At 51.9% G+C, this 15,387-nt stretch carries 13 protein-coding genes; 6 read left to right on the top strand and 7 right to left on the bottom strand.

The genetic code is table 11. From position 1 onward, the window contains the following. Positions 1–132: 132 nt before the first annotated feature. On the top strand, positions 133–1,704 hold the full coding sequence (gene glpD / locus GOV45_RS16385; RefSeq protein ID WP_170479784.1) for a glycerol-3-phosphate dehydrogenase: 1,572 nt from the start codon (positions 133–135) through the stop codon (positions 1,702–1,704). A 77-nt stretch (positions 1,705–1,781) separates the two neighbouring features. Here glpD and gap read toward each other — a convergent pair whose 3' ends face one another. From gap to GOV45_RS16410, 5 genes are all read right to left on the bottom strand, one after another. Then, the gene (gene gap / locus GOV45_RS16390; RefSeq protein ID WP_170479786.1) at positions 1,782–2,783 is read right to left on the bottom strand and encodes a type I glyceraldehyde-3-phosphate dehydrogenase; all 1,002 of its coding nucleotides are present in this window, start codon (positions 2,781–2,783) and stop codon (positions 1,782–1,784) included. Between the two features lie 214 nt (positions 2,784–2,997). Then, positions 2,998–4,254, bottom strand: coding sequence for a glycerate kinase type-2 family protein (locus GOV45_RS16395; protein ID WP_170479788.1), 1,257 nt, complete (start codon positions 4,252–4,254; stop codon positions 2,998–3,000). A 231-nt stretch (positions 4,255–4,485) separates the two neighbouring features. Beyond that, positions 4,486–5,433: a cation transporter gene (locus GOV45_RS16400; protein WP_170479790.1), complete on the bottom strand. Its 948-nt coding sequence runs from the start codon at positions 5,431–5,433 to the stop codon at positions 4,486–4,488. A 199-nt stretch (positions 5,434–5,632) separates the two neighbouring features. Then, positions 5,633–7,066, bottom strand: coding sequence for a carnitine 3-dehydrogenase (locus GOV45_RS16405; protein ID WP_170479791.1), 1,434 nt, complete (start codon positions 7,064–7,066; stop codon positions 5,633–5,635). Next, entirely contained in the window at positions 7,063–7,980 is a 918-nt protein-coding gene (locus tag GOV45_RS16410; protein ID WP_170479793.1) for a 3-keto-5-aminohexanoate cleavage protein, read from the bottom strand. The genes GOV45_RS16405 and GOV45_RS16410 overlap by 4 nt, the downstream gene beginning before the upstream one ends. A gap of 144 nt (positions 7,981–8,124) precedes the next feature. Between GOV45_RS16410 and GOV45_RS16415 the strand changes: the two genes are divergently transcribed. Further along, positions 8,125–9,054 (top strand): GlxA family transcriptional regulator, encoded by a 930-nt coding sequence (locus tag GOV45_RS16415; protein WP_170479795.1) that lies wholly within the window; start codon positions 8,125–8,127, stop codon positions 9,052–9,054. Here the strand turns inward: GOV45_RS16415 and GOV45_RS16420 are convergent. Beyond that, on the bottom strand, positions 9,051–9,914 hold the full coding sequence (locus GOV45_RS16420) for a GlxA family transcriptional regulator (protein WP_170479797.1): 864 nt from the start codon (positions 9,912–9,914) through the stop codon (positions 9,051–9,053). The two genes, GOV45_RS16415 and GOV45_RS16420, sit on opposite strands and share 4 nt — an antisense overlap. Positions 9,915–10,074: 160 nt before the next feature. Between GOV45_RS16420 and GOV45_RS16425 the strand changes: the two genes are divergently transcribed. From GOV45_RS16425 to GOV45_RS16435, 3 genes are read left to right on the top strand one after another with little or no spacing between them, the layout of a single operon-like run. After that, positions 10,075–11,235: an acyl-CoA dehydrogenase family protein gene (locus tag GOV45_RS16425; protein ID WP_170479798.1), complete on the top strand. Its 1,161-nt coding sequence runs from the start codon at positions 10,075–10,077 to the stop codon at positions 11,233–11,235. 23 nt (positions 11,236–11,258) lie between these two features. Next, a complete protein-coding gene (locus GOV45_RS16430) occupies positions 11,259–13,274 on the top strand; it encodes an acetate--CoA ligase family protein (RefSeq protein ID WP_170479800.1) in 2,016 nt (671 codons plus the stop codon). Positions 13,275–13,277: 3 nt separating this feature from the next. After that, positions 13,278–14,057: a carnitinyl-CoA dehydratase gene (locus tag GOV45_RS16435; RefSeq protein ID WP_170479801.1), complete on the top strand. Its 780-nt coding sequence runs from the start codon at positions 13,278–13,280 to the stop codon at positions 14,055–14,057. 74 nt (positions 14,058–14,131) lie between these two features. Here the strand turns inward: GOV45_RS16435 and GOV45_RS16440 are convergent, their stop codons facing one another. Continuing rightward, positions 14,132–14,353 (bottom strand): hypothetical protein, encoded by a 222-nt coding sequence (locus GOV45_RS16440; RefSeq protein WP_170479803.1) that lies wholly within the window; start codon positions 14,351–14,353, stop codon positions 14,132–14,134. Between the two features lie 128 nt (positions 14,354–14,481). On the opposite strand from GOV45_RS16440, the gene GOV45_RS16445 reads away from it, so the two are divergent. Continuing rightward, positions 14,482–15,387: a LysR substrate-binding domain-containing protein gene (locus GOV45_RS16445; RefSeq protein ID WP_170479805.1), complete on the top strand. Its 906-nt coding sequence runs from the start codon at positions 14,482–14,484 to the stop codon at positions 15,385–15,387.

Below are 15,387 nucleotides of genomic sequence, written 5' to 3' on the forward strand. Positions count from 1 at the left end.
TCGTAGATGATTTCCTCTTTTATTTCCAATGTTTCTACAAAAAGAGCATAAACGAAAATATTTTTCTTCTATTTGGGCGCGTTTTTTGACATTTACGAGTGGCCCGCTAGTGCAAAGCGTAGGAGCCACAAGATGTCACAAACCTATGACCTTCTCGTAATCGGTGGTGGAATCAATGGCTGCGGCATTGCCCGAGACGCCGCAGGGCGCGGGCTAAGTGTCTGCCTGGTCGAAATGAACGATATTGGCTCTGCGACCTCGGCTTCTTCGACCAAGCTGTTTCACGGTGGACTGAGATATCTTGAGTATTTTGAGTTTCGTCTAGTCCGCGAATCTTTGATTGAGCGAGAAACCCTTTTGCAGGCGATGCCCCATATCTCGTGGCCGATGCGCTTTGTTTTGCCCTACCATCACAGTATGCGCTTTGACTCAACCACGCCTACATCGCGGCTGCTGAGTTTTGTCATGCCGTGGATGAAAGGTCGCCGCCCTGCATGGCTAATTCGACTAGGTTTGTTTATGTATGACCATTTGGGCGGTCGAAAAATACTTCCGGGTACAACCAGTCTTGATTTGACTTCCGGCCCGGAAGGAAAACCCCTTAAGCCGCATTTTGAACAAGCGTTTGAATATTCAGATTGTTGGGTAGAAGATTCTCGGTTGGTGGTCCTGAACGCGCGGGATGCGGAACAACGCGGAGCGGAAATACTGCTGAGGGAAAAATGTATCTCTGCCGACGTTGTTGATGGAGTTTGGCATGTGCAAACCGAAAATAAGGAGACCGGAGAGGTCACCGAACGATCCGCAAGAATGGTTGTAAACGCGGCAGGGCCCTGGGTTGGGGACGTGTTACGCGGGACATTAAAAACCAATACTCAAGATGGCGTTCGCCTGGTTCGCGGTAGCCACATAGTAACGAGGCGCTTGTTCGACCATGATAAGTGTTACTTCTTTCAAGGAACCGACGGCCGAATAATTTTCGCAATTCCATACGAAACTGACTTCACCCTGATTGGAACAACTGACGCGGATCACAATGACGCTTCGATCAAACCGGAATGCACTCCGGAAGAGCGTAACTATCTGATTGGCTTTATAAACCAGTATCTTGCCGATCCAATCAAAGTTGATGACGTGGTTTGGACATATTCGGGAGTTCGCCCGCTCTTCGATGACGGTGCACGCAGCGCGACGGCAGCTACCCGGGATTACGTGCTAAAGGTCGACCTTAGTCGGGGTGCACCTGCGCTGAACGTTTTTGGCGGTAAGATCACGACCTATCGGCGTCTTGCAGAAAGCGCGATGGAAGAGATTGCATCTCAGATACCAGATATTCCCGGACCATGGACGGCAGGTGTTCCATTGCCGGGAGGAGATTTCCCCGTCGACGACGTGTCTAAGTTGATAACGCAGCTTCGCGAAAAATTCTCATTTCTCGATGAGCGATGGGCCACTCGCATGGTTAAAGCCTACGGAACCGAAGCTATGGAGATACTTGAAGATAGCTCAGACATAGTGGACCTAGGCCGGAACTTTGGGGCAACGCTGACCGAACGGGAAGTCAACTGGTTGATTACTAATGAGTATGTTCGAGAAGTCGACGATATTTTATGGCGGCGCAGTAAGTTGGGCCTTCGCATGTCTAAATCGCAAATTGCAGATTTGGAGTCGTGGTTGAAGACGACATTGAACGCAACGGCCTGACTGAAAGTTTCAGTGTTTCGGCGGACAGAGCACCTTGTTTGATCTGTCCGCACTTCCCGAAAACTGGTTTTGATCAATCAGCGTGCAGAATCCATTGCACAAGCCGTATCCAGCATACGGTTTGAAAATCCCCACTCGTTGTCATACCAGCTGAGAACACGCATCATCCCGCCATCGGTCAATCGAGTTTGGTCGATCGCAAAGATCGACGAATGCGAGTCGTGATTGAAATCGCTGGACACCAAAGGTTCATCGGTTACCGCTAGGACGTCCGCCATCTCTCCACCCGCAGCATTTCGAATGGCATCATTTACTTCGTCAACCGTCGCGCTGCGTTTGGGCATAAAACACAAATCTACTGCTGATACATTCGGTGTTGGAACCCTAATGGCGGAACCATCCAACCGCCCTTTTAGCTGCGGTAGAACTTCCCCGACAGCTCGGGCAGCTCCAGTCGAAGTGGGGATCATAGACATCGCAGCTGCGCGAGCGCGGTACAGGTCTTTGTGAATGGTGTCCAAGGTCGGCTGATCACCAGTGTAGGAATGGATCGTCGTCATATATCCGGTTTCAATTCCGAACACGTCGTCCAACACTTTGGCGACCGGAGACAAACAATTGGTCGTGCAGCTTGCATTCGACACGACGACATCGTCACCAGTCAGGCTTTTGTGATTTACGCCAAACACTATGGTCTTGTCTGCACCACTGGCTGGCGCGGAAACCAGAACCTTTTTTGAACCGTTCTCCAGATGTTTGGCGGCGGCTTCTCTTTTAGTGAATATGCCGGTGCATTCCAGCGCCACGTCGACATCGTCCCATTCAAGCTTTGCAGGGTCGCGTTCCGCGCTTACACGAATCTCACGCCCGCCAACCAGCATGGTGTTTCCGTCTACCCGAATGTCTGCATTTAGACGGCCATGAACACTATCGTATTTCAACAAGTGTGCGTTCGTTTCAACTGGCCCAAGATCGTTAACGGCGACGACCGCAACATCGTTGCGCCCAGCCTCTACCAGAGCCCGCAATACACATCGGCCAATACGTCCAAATCCATTAATGGCAACCTTTACGGTCATTTTTGCCTCCTTGGCGAAATTCCCAGCAGAATACAGTTGGAATCGTCGCTGCAGCATAGAGTGCCTGCGATACCCAAATTTTGTTATCGCTAACAACCACGAATCCAACTGGATTGTCAACAAAACCGAACTGTAAAAATTCTGAAGGTGGCACCAAGCGATCGATATTTGCGTTTGGCTGTGAAGGTTTTGAAAAATCTCCTACGATCGTTCTTCAGCGAATGAGAATGGCGCGAAAGTCGTTAACATTTGTTCCAGTTGGTCCCGGCGAAAACAAATCTCCGATAGCCTCAAACGCAGAGAACGCGTCATTTGCCGCCAGATCCGCGGCGGGGTTTCGCCCTGCAGCGCGCATTCGGGCACAGCTGGTCCCGTCAACGAATGCTCCGGCGTTATCCTCTGAACCGTCGATGCCATCTGTGTCCGCGGCCAAGGCGGAAATTCCTTCAATTCCGTCTAACTCCTGCGCAAGCGCCAACAGAAATTCTGTGTTGCGTCCACCCCTGCCCTTGCCGCGCAAAGTGACAGTAGTCTCGCCACCTGACAAAATAACCACGGGTTTTTGGAACGGCCTGTTCTTTTTGGCAACCTCGCGCGCAATTGCTGCGTGAACACGTGCGACATCCCGCGCTTCGCCCTCGATCGCGTCCGAAAGGATTACGGCGGGAATACCTTGGTTTTCTGCCTCTTGAGCCGCAGCATCCAAAGACAATCCTGCGGATGCAATTACTTGGACAACGTTTTGATCAAAACGAGGATCATCCGGAGCAGGTGCATCGGCTTTAACAGATTGAAGATGTGCCAGTAACCTGTCCGGAAGGCTTATGTGGTGATCAGCGATTAGACACAGTGCATCCTTGCGACCGATGGAATCCGGAACTGTTGGGCCCGATGCAACCTGCGCTGGATCGTCGCCAGGAACGTCCGAAACAATCAGTGATACAACACGAGCGGGATGCGCCATTTTAGCCAGACGGCCCCCTTTGATACCGCTGACGTGTTTGCGAATGGCATTCATCACCGAAATAGGCGCCCCAGACGCTAAAAGGGCCGAGTTCAACAACTGTTCATCTTGCAGCTCGAGTCCGTCTGGTGGACAGGGTAGCAGAGAAGAGCCTCCTCCACAGATCAATGCGACTACCAGATCGTCTGGAGTCAGGTCAGTGAGATTTTGCATAAGGATTTGGCTGGCCTTTAAACCTGCTTGGTCTGGTACTGGGTGCGATGCCTCCAGAACTTCGATCTGCTGGCACTCCGCGCCATAACCGTAACGGGTAACGACAGCACCCGACAGAGGACCTTGCCACAATGTTTCAAATGCCTGGGCGAGCTGAGCTGCTCCTTTGCCAGCACCAATTACAATTGTGCGCCCTTTGGGCGGCGCCGGCATGTGCGCCCCGAGCGAGGTAAGTGGATCGGCGGCCTGTACTGCTGTCTGGAATAGGGAAATCAGAAAATCAGAGTCTTGCATCGTATCTCTTTATCACACGTGTTTTAGCCATCAGACCCGCTAAGGAATTTGCGGTCTGCGTTCAACATCGGAAACCATTACGACGGTGTCCAAGCGAAAGGAAAAGGCGGTGAATCGACATTCATCCCCGTGTTAGGGTCCATAGCAAGTAATCATACTTTTGCTAACCAAAAATTGTTTTGTCCGACCTCGGAACCCAGCCTGCAAGTCCTTACTGCTGCATCGGGCGCTTTAACCCGGGCTAAGAACACGTCCATGTTGCGACACAACAACGAAAACCTCTGAATGCTCAAAAAGCTTCGCTATGTCGGCCTGCAACTGCCGGGTAAGATCGTCAATTTGTGCCGCCGAGATTTGCCGCTGCGGATCGTAGTACACCATAACCGTAAAGTATCGGCCGAGTTTGGAGATAGATAAATCCACCAACAACCCCCCATCGGTTCTAAGGGATTCTCGTATCGCCCGACGAGCAGAGGCGATATGCTGCGGGCTGGCTGTTACACCAGCCAACTCTCCCAACCCGGCTATGAAGTCGCGGTAATACTGAAGTGTCACAGACAAACACAGTAACAGAACAATAATTGAATCTCCTATGGGGGCAATCGGAGCCAAAACCCAATCTCTAAACGCGTGAATGCCCAAAAGGCCGACTGCCGCTGAACCGGTAATCAACGCATCAAAGGCGGCGGCCTTTTGTTCAAGTTGAAGCACGTCGCTTTGCTTGCCGGACTTGATCCATGCCCTGCGGTGAAACGACCAAAGAATCAAACAGGTCATTCCAACAAGCGCAAAGTAGACTAACATCGGCGCAAAAATTAACTGCCGTTGAGGCTCACCATTCAGGTATCCGACAATGTTTAGAATTGCGCTGGTCATCGCAAAAATAACAAGACCTAAAAGGGACAGGGAACGGAACGTTTTGAAAATCGCCTCGTCACTTGCGTAACCAAACGGTCTGTACTTGTCTGCTTTGCGCTGAGCATTCCGGGTCACACGTTTACCAAGAAAAGCCGCAGTAAACCCAATAAACGAAAAAAGCCCGTCCATGAGCACAGCTTGTGAATTGGAAAGATAGGCTGCGACTATCCCAGCCATCGCCATGAACAGATTTCCCACCATTCCGATTGTAAGCGCACGGCTTTCCAAGAGCTGCGTTTCAGTTCGCGTGGGTCGGCTCATATAAGGAGATCCGTTTCTGAAAAGGGTTCCGGATCGAAAGATATAGAAATCGGGCTAACTTGTCTGGCCCCGACCTGCATAATCTGTTTTTTTGAGGTCCGGGCCAAATAACGTCTTCTTGATGAACGCAAACTTGGAATCGCTATCTTTTCACCTCGCACTGAACCTGTGTAATGGCAATCCCCGAGGATTTTGATTGTTAATCCCTTTTACCGATCGAACGCCCGACACCTTCAGGTTCAGGCAAATCGGCATGCTGTTTTGCATAGGAGGTCAACTTTTGCGCGACCTGTTCCAGCGGAAGCGAAGTCTTGCGGGAATTCAAGTCGATATGCAGCAACAAAGTCTCGACTGTTGCCGCGACTTCGCCGCGTGGCCCATGCAACTTATGAAACAGATGCATTTTCTTGCCGTCGCCATTTAGCACCTGCGTCGTCACCGTCAGTCGGTCGCCAGCGAGCAATTCAGACAGGTAACAGACATGATTTTCAACCGTAAAATAGCTGTTGCCGCCAGCCACGTAATCAGCATCTGCACCTATCATTTCCATGAACCTATCTGTGGCCAACCCTGATGCTTCGACGTAATAAGCCTCATTCATGTGGCCGTTGTAATCAGTCCAACTCTGCGGGATTACACGATCAACGGTAACTGGTAGATCGGTGGCGTCTGGGTCAGGTAAAGTTGCCTCATGTGCGTTCAGCACACCACCTGCTCCGCTGCCAGATTTTTTCAACGCGCGCATCATTCCGATAAGGTTGTCATCGCGCAGCCGCTCCAGTTCGCGGATAGACATGTGGCCGGATTGCGCGTCCGATTGTTCGGCAATCAGATCTACAAGGTCATCCGACAATTCTGGCACATCCATCAGCTTGGTCCATGGCCATTCAAGCGCCGGGCCGAATTGAGCCAGGAAGTGTTTCATACCCGCTTCGCCACCGGCAACGCGATATGTTTCGAATAAGCCCATTTGTGCCCATCGTAGGCCAAAACCCATACGGATTGCTTCGTCCAATTCTTCGGTGGTACAAATCCCGTCTTTGATCAACCAAAGCCCTTCCCGCCAAACTGCTTCGAGCAGTCGATCAGCAATATGGGCGTCGATTTCCTTGCGAACAATCAATGGATACATGCCCAATGACCGCAAAACACCCGCTGCTCGTGCGCAGATGTCGCCGTCCCCTACCAATTCAACCAGTGGCAACAGATAGACCGGGTTAAATGGGTGCGCGACTACTACACGCGATCCGTGTTCGTTCAGTTCGGACGGTTTGAAACCCGAAGTTGATGATCCAATCACTGCTTCAGCAGGCGCAAGCTCATGAATTTGGGCGTGAATTTTATGCTTAAGGTTTAGCCTTTCGGGTACGCTTTCCTGAACCCAAGTGCTCCCTGCCAGTGCATCGGCTAAGGTGTCACAAAAGGTCAGCTTCCCTTCGGGAGGCAATGCTTTGTCATAAAGCGACGGCAACGCTCTGCGAGCGTTGGCCAGAACTTCACCGATCTTGCGTTGAGCCTGTGGATCAGGGTCAAAAACCGAAACATCCCAACCGTTAAGCAAAAATCGGGCGACCCAACCACCACCGATAACGCCACCGCCGACAATTGCTGCCTTTTTCGCCAAGCCGCTCATCGTGTTACCGGTGCGCGCTTTGTCAGGCCAAGTTTTTCCCGCACGTCCTGCGGCCCGACAATTCGGGCTCCCATGCTCTCGATAATTCCCATCGCCCGTTCGACAAGCTGCTCGTTGGTCGCCAAAACTCCCTTTTCTAGAAACAAGTTATCCTCCAATCCAACGCGCACGTTGCCGCCTGCAAGCACTGCCTGCGCCGCATAAGGCATTTGATCACGCCCCAAGGAGAATGCAGACCAAACCCAGTCGTCCGGTACGTTATTGACCATCGCCATAAATGTGTTGAGGTCATTCGGCGCGCCCCAGGGAACGCCCATGCACAGCTGTACGAGGGCCGGACTATCTAGAACGCCTTCCTTCACAAGCTGTTTGGCAAACCAAAGGTGGCCAGTGTCAAAGGCTTCGATCTCAGGTTTGACCCCCAAGTCAGTCATCATCTGGCCCATCGCTCGCAACATGCCGGGTGTGTTGGTCATAACGTAATCAGCTTCGGCAAAGTTCATCGTACCGCAATCCAAAGTGCAAATTTCCGGTAGACATTCAGCGATATGCGCCATGCGCTCGGTGGCGCCGGCCATATCTGTACCGGACTCGTTCACTGGCAATGGAGACTCGGTCGGCCCAAAAACGATGTCCCCGCCCATTCCGGCCGTCAGGTTCAAAACCACGTCAACATCGGCGTCCCGGATACGTTCCGTCACCTCACGGAACATAGCAGGGTCCCGGCTGGGCGTGCCGGTTTCCGGATCACGAACGTGGCAATGCACGATCGCAGCGCCTGCCCTTGCAGCTTCTATGGCCGAGTTAGCAATCTGCTCAGGGCTACGCGGAACATGAGGAGACCTGTCCTGCGTGCTGCCTGAACCCGTGACTGCACAAGTGATAAAAACATCGCGGTTCATTTCCAGAGGCATCTGGTTGCTCCTTGGCATAAGAGTTTTGGCAAAATACGCGGAATTATTCCGCGAGCTGCTGAAGACAAGTTGAAATACGCTACTTTTTTTCTTAGCAAAGTCTCGATACTTTTATCGTCAAAATATTCACATTTCTTGCCATCAATGTCGGAACAGTTTGAATTTCTGCTTTTAGAGGGTTTCTCCAACATGGTGCTGGCAAGCGCGCTAGAGCCGCTGCGTGACGTTCGGCTACGATCAACCACAGCAGACTTGGATTGGGAAGTTACGACCCTGGGTGGCGAAACAATACAAAGCTCATCCAGATTACGGGTGTCGCCTGATAGACCTTTCGACCCAGAAGTGACCAGCGGTACTCTTGTGATTGCCGCCGGGTATCATGTTCGCGAGCACATCACCAGGCAAATGGTCGCGAAACTGAGAAAGGCAGCCCGCAAAGCAAAGCGCGTGATAGCCTTGGACACTGCTGCGTGGTTATTGGCTGAGGCCGGCGTCCTGGACGGACACAATGCGACGATTCACTGGCAGGAACTGGATGCATTTCAGGAGGCGTTTCCCAACGTGAGTGTCTCAAATGCGCGTTTTGTTAAGTCCGGCAATATTTTGACTTGTGGAGGTGCAAGTGCCGCGTTGGATCTTATGCTTGAGCTGATCAAAGAATTGTTCGGACCCGCCGCCGCGTTTGACGCGTACAGCATGTTTTTGTTTGACCCGGCCAGGCGACAAACTGCGACGAACGTTGCAAAGCCATTGAGCGACCGCGGCTCACCCAAGCTGTTGGAAGCACTGAATGTAATCGCTGAAAACGTCGAACAACCACTAACCACATTTGAATTGGCGCGTCAGGTGGCAATTTCAGAACGTAGCCTGAACCGCGTTTTCTCTGTTGAGTTAGGGATGACGCCCGGAAAATACTATAGGCTCTATAGGCTTCAGCATGCACGTTATTTGGTACAGGAAACGCGGTTAAGCGTGGAACAGATAGCGATGCGCTGCGGCTTCTCAGGGGCATCATCTTTGGGTCGGTCTTTTCTGCGCGAGTTTGGCAAGCCAATTGGTGCGTTACGGGTTTAGGATCGCGACGCGTTTCGAATTGCTGACGGCGTCTGTCCAAATTCAGCCCTGAACGCGCGCGTCATCGCGCTTGCGTCGTCATACCCGCAGCGGCTGGCTATTTCCGCTATAGATTGGTCAGTTTCACTCGCTAGTTTTCGTGCCAGATTCAACCTAAGCCGACGATAAAGCGCCTGTGGCGTTGTCTCAAGCGAAGCACGAACTCGGGTTTCAACCTTCTTTTGAGAACATCCAATTGTTTTCGCAATGCTTTGGATAGACATAGGTGACTCGATGTTGTTTTGCATCAATGTCAGAATCCGGTTCACGATCGTATCCCTCGACTGCAGTGGACCGGAATATTGAGATGCTGCATCCTGGTTCATCAAAAGATTGGCAACCTCCATTGAAAGCAAGGCTCCGTGATCCTCGCGGATTAGTGCGGAAGCTAAATCAAAGGCGGCCATGGCCCCCATACAAGTCAGTAGATTTCCGTCTATGACGAACCTTTCCTGAACCGTTTCCACGTTTGGAAATTCTTCTTCAAAACGCGACAACTCATCCCAATGAATAGTCGCGCGGCAATTGTCCAATAATCCGGCGCGCGCCAATAACCAGCTTCCGGTGTCTAACCCTGCAATTTTTCCGTGCCGTCTCGAAGACGCGCGAAGCATTTTAGCGGTTTTTTCTGTGCTAAGGGAAACAAATCCATAGGACGGCATCACCACCAAAACGTCACCGGATTCGTCTTGCAACGCACCATTTGGCGATACCTGTAAGCCGCTGGAACTTTTGACTGGATGGCCATCCGGAGAGAAAAAGTTCCACGTATAAAGCTTTTGTCGAGACAAAGTATTTGCCGCGCGCAAGGGCTCCACCATGTTGGCCAGACAGTGGTTCGAAAAGCCATCAAATAAAAGAAAGTTAAAGATCTGCCCCAAAATTTTTGCCAACTCTGCATGAAAAAATACTAACTATGCATTGCACTGGAATAGGCTCCGAGGTTTCATTCGTCAACTCCGTGCCAAAGGAATCCGCGCAATGAATTTTGGTTTGACCGACGAGCAGGAAATGATCGTCTCCACCGTTCGTAGTTTTGTGGAAAACGAAATTTACCCACATGAAAATTTGGTAGAACGCAACGGGCAAGTACCGCAAGAATTGGGGCAAGAGATAAAGGAGAAGTGCATTGATTTGGGCTTTTACGCCTGCAACTTTCCCGAAGAAGTTGGCGGCGCCGGATTGTCTCATCTTGACTTCACATTGGTCGAGCGCGAACTGGGCCGCGGCTCAATGGCATTGACGCATTTCTTTGGTCGACCTCAAAACATTTTGATGGCCTGTAAGGATAGTCAGCGCGAGCGGTACTTACTGCCTGCCGTCCGTGGAGAAAAGATGGATGCCCTGGCTATGACCGAACCTGATGCCGGTTCAGATGTGCGAGGTATGAAATGCCAGGCCATGCGCGATGGCGGGGATTGGGTCGTAAATGGCTCAAAACACTTTATTTCGGGCGCGGAACACGCCGATTTTTTCATAGTGTTCATCGCCACGGGTGTAGACGAAACTCCCAAAGGTCCAAAAAAGCGGATTACAACTTTTCTGGTGGACCGCGGAATGCCGGGGTTTGAAGTTCGCGAAGGATACAAATCGGTCAGCCACAAGGGTTACAAGAACTACATTCTCTATTTCGACAATTGTCGCCTGCCTGATGCGCAGGTGCTAGGTGAAGTTGATGGAGGGTTCGCAGTCATGAATGAGTGGTTGTACGCCACGCGATTGACAGTTGCCGCCTTTTCAGTCGGACGCGCCCGGCGCTGCTTTGATTACGCGCTGAACTATTCGGCCGAGCGTAAACAGTTTGGTCAATCCATCGGCAAGTTTCAGGGCGTGAGTTTTCAGATCGCCGACATGATTACCGAGATCGACGCCGCCGACTGGTTAACACTGTCTGCCGCGTGGCGCTTGGATGAAAACTTGCCATCCAACCGTGAGATCGCTTCGGCTAAACTTTATGCCTCAGAGATGCTGGCGCGGGTCACTGATACTACGCTGCAGATATTCGGCGGTATGGGTTTGATGGATGATTTTCCAATTGAACGGTTCTGGCGCGACGCTCGGGTGGAACGCATCTGGGACGGCACCAGTGAAATTCAACGCCACATCATTAGTCGTGACCTTTTGCGTCCCCTTGGCGCGTAAGCTGGAATTTTGCGGTAAGAATTATGACGCCAGACCTTTCCCGATTGCTGCAGCCTGAGTCGATCGCTGTTGTTGGCGGCGGGTCGTGGTGCGAGCAAGTTGTCACGCAGTCGAAACGTATGGGTTATCAGGGAAGTATCTGGCCCGTGCATCCCAATGCTGAACAGATTGCTGGCCATGCTGCCTTTTCGTCTTTGGATGAATTGCCCGCTGCACCTGACGCTGCCTTTATCGGCGTTAACCGCCATTTGACCGTCGATCTTATTAAAACCTTGGCCACAATGGATGCGGGAGGCGCTGTATGCTTTGCCTCGGGGTTTTCTGAGGCGTCGGCAGAGGATGAGACAGGGCGCTCTTTGCAGGAGCAGTTGATTCAGGCTGCAGGTGAAATGCCGATCCTGGGACCCAACTGTTATGGGTTCATAAATGCGCTGGATGGAGCCTTGCTTTGGCCCGATCAGCACGGTGCCAGCCCTGTGGACAAAGGCGTGGCGATACTGACCCAAAGTTCGAACATTGCGATCAATTTGACCATGCACAAACGGGCTTTGCCCATCGCCTATATGGTAACTTGCGGAAATATGGCGCAGACCTCGCAGGCGCAAATAGCGACCGCATTGCTTGACGATTCACGGGTTACAGCAATAGGCCTGCATATCGAAGGCTTCAAAGACATCCGCGAGTGGGAGGCACTTGCTTCAAAGGCTTATCAAAAGGGCATTCCCTTGATAGCACTCAAAGTTGGCGCGTCAGAACATGCACAATCTGCGACGGTGTCCCACACTGCGTCACTGGCTGGCAGCGATGCTGGTGCCCAGGCCCTGCTCAATCGGTTGGGGATACCCCGGCTCAGCGCGCTGCCCGATTTTCTGGAAACTCTGAAACTGCTGCATGTCTATGGCCCCTTGCCGGGATTGAACATTGCAGCGATTAGTTGTTCGGGCGGCGAAGCCAGTCTGGTCGCGGACATGGCAATTGGAACTGGGCTGACTTTTCCCCCGCTCTCAGAAGACAAATCAACTCGACTACGCCAAGCTTTGGGGCCAATGGTAGCCTTGAACAACCCTTTGGATTATCACACTTATATCTGGCGTGACGAAGGCGCCATGACCAAAGCGTGGTCTGGCATGACAGGTGAAGACATTGATCTGACCATTGCCATTGTTGATTACCCTACGACCGATCCAACCGATTGGGTTTGTACAATCAAAGCAGCACTGAACACGCGCGCGCAAACTGGCGCCAGATTTGTTGTGGCCGCGACTCTGCCAGAGCTGCTACCGGAAGATATTGCCGAGGAGCTTTTGGCTGGAGGCGTAGTGCCCATGATGGGGCTGCGCGAAACTCTGGCGGCAACCCGTGCCGCCGGGCAGATCAGGCCTCCATCACAGGTTCCCGTTTGCTTGCCCGGTTTGACTACCGCGACCAAAACCCTGACCGAAGCGGAATCCAAGCAAACACTGGCCGCCATTGGCTTGCGGGTTCCGCAAAGCCGAACGGTGACTAACGAAGACGCTATTTCGCTTGCCATTCAAGAATTGGATGCACCGCTTGCAGTAAAAGGTGTTGGCCTTGCGCATAAATCCGAACACTCTGCCGTAAGGTTGAATGTTCAGCCGGAAGACGTGCCAAAGATCGCGCTCGAGATAGGTACGTCTGAGATATTGATCGAGGAGATGATCGATGGAGCTGTTGCTGAGCTCTTGATTGGCGTTATCCGAGATTCAGCTCATGGCTTTGTCCTGACCCTTGGTGCAGGAGGGACACTTACCGAACTGCTACGAGATTCAGTTTCGCTTTTGGTTCCTAGTTCTTCCGAGGAAGTTCGTTCAGCACTTGGACACTTGAGGATTGCGCCTTTGCTTAATGGATATCGCGGCCAGCCAGCGGCTCAATTACAAGGGATTCTTGAAGCTGTCGAGGCAGTTCAATCCTATGTCATAAAAAACGCCGAAACGCTCGGCGAGGTTGAAATTAACCCGCTTCTCTGTACGCCTGAAAAGGCCGTAGCAGCAGATGCCCTTATTCGAAAGGCCTGACCAATGAACCCGATCAAAACCAGACGTGACGGAGCTATCCTCGAAGTTACTCTGGACCGTCCCAAGGCCAACGCTATCGACCTAGCCACCAGTCGGATTATGGGTCAGATTTTTGCCAAATTCAGAGATGATCCCGAGCTTCGCGTGGCAATCCTAACCGCGACCGGCGAAAAGTTTTTTTGCCCTGGCTGGGATCTGAAAGCAGCGGCCGAAGGGGATGCGGTAGACGGCGATTACGGTGTCGGGGGTTTTGGCGGCCTGCAAGAACTGCGTGATTTGAACAAACCGGTTATCGCTGCGGTTAACGGCATCGCATGCGGAGGTGGACTGGAGTTAGCCCTGTCAACAGACATGATCCTTGCCGCTGAACACGCAACCTTTGCCCTGCCGGAAATCCGTTCCGGAACTGTTGCGGACGCAGCCAGCGTCAAACTGCCAAAGCGCATCCCCTACCATATTGCGATGGAACTGTTGCTTACCGGCCGTTGGTTTGACGCAGAAGAAGCTCACCGTTGGGGGTTGGTCAACGAAATCCTGCCTGCAGATCAACTTATGGACCGAGCCTGGGAACTGGCGCGGCTGATTGCTTCAGGGCCACCGCTTGTGTTTGCGGCGATCAAAGAAATTGTGAGAGAATCCGAAGATGCCAAGTTTCAGGACATGATGAACCGTATCACCAAACGGAAACTGACAAGCGTCGATGTTTTATATGCCAGCGAAGACCAATTAGAGGGTGCCAGAGCCTTTGCTGAAAAACGTGAACCGGTTTGGAAAGGAAAATAGACCCACCAGTAGACTTTTGACGACGTTGTTGGCGGCACCCAAATCGGCAGCGCCTATTTTAATGGCCGTTCGTGCTAGGCATCCTTTGCAGCGACGTAACCATGACCGCCCCTGTACTGCGCGTTGGCGAGCGCGATCGCCGGACCCTTTTTGAGATCGTTAAAACGGCCCCTGCAACAGCCGAGGTAATTGAAAAGCCCGTGGTCATGGTCAGTCCAAGTAAACAGGTAAACGGATCGAACAGATTTCAATCCGGCCAGAAACGCGTTTTTCAACGCATTTGCGACTATACGCATTGAAACATCTTCACTTAAGCGCGGTAAAGTTGGGTGAAATAACAATCATATCTGGATTTTAGCGTTAAAAAAATTAAACTCAGGAGAACTAGTTCAACACCACTCCAATCAGTTGCCACACCTGAGCCATGTCGCGCCGCCACTATAATTTCCCCCCGCTTTCCACCTTGTCTGTTTTTGAAGCCGCCGCCCGGCACTTGAGTTTCAAAAACGCAGCAGTTGAACTTCTGGTGACGCCGGGGGCAGTCAGTCACCAGATCAAGGCGTTAGAAGGAGAGTTGAAGACCAACCTGTTCGAGCGGCGGCATCGTGGCGTTGATCTGACTGAAGACGGCAAGGCTTTGTATGAAGCTGTATCAACCTCTTTTGGCCGTATCTCTAAAACTCTTGAAGCAATCCGCAATCGCCGTTCCAGCGAAAAGGTAACAGTCGGGTCCACCACGGCAGTGGCGGCACTGTGGTTATCATCTTCCATCATAAGGTTCTGGCGGGATACTCCTGATCTGAACATTAACCAGATAACTCAAGACCGACCGTTCAAGGATCGGCCAGATATCGATTTTTTTATTCGTTACGGACGCGATTTTGACCCTCAGCTGTCTCACACAGCGCTCTACCGAGACACGCTGGTACCGGTCGGCAGCCCTGAGCTGGCAGATAACCTGAAGGACGCAAACCTTGAAACTTTGGCCCGCCAGCGCCTTATACATCTGGATTCCGAAGATCGGACTTGGACGACTTGGATGGATTGGTTCCGACAACTCGGCTCATCTGAGCAAATACCTGTAGAAACAAGCGTCAACAGCTACTCTGTCGCGCTGCAATTGGCGCGTAAGGGCGTTGGATTGGCGCTGGGTTGGAAGCGTTTGATCGCCCCGATGCTCGAATCCGGTAAACTTGTGCCAATTGGGACAAATAAACTTGATGCGCCGGAACAGTTTTATCTGGTGGGACGACCCGATGAAGATTTATCGGGAAATGCCCGCAAGTTGAAATCCTGGATCATCGAAGAATTCAGAAAGGACAAGATTTAG

The organism is Ruegeria arenilitoris (assembly GCF_013035425.1).
Lineage (GTDB): Bacteria > Pseudomonadota > Alphaproteobacteria > Rhodobacterales > Rhodobacteraceae > Ruegeria > Ruegeria arenilitoris_A.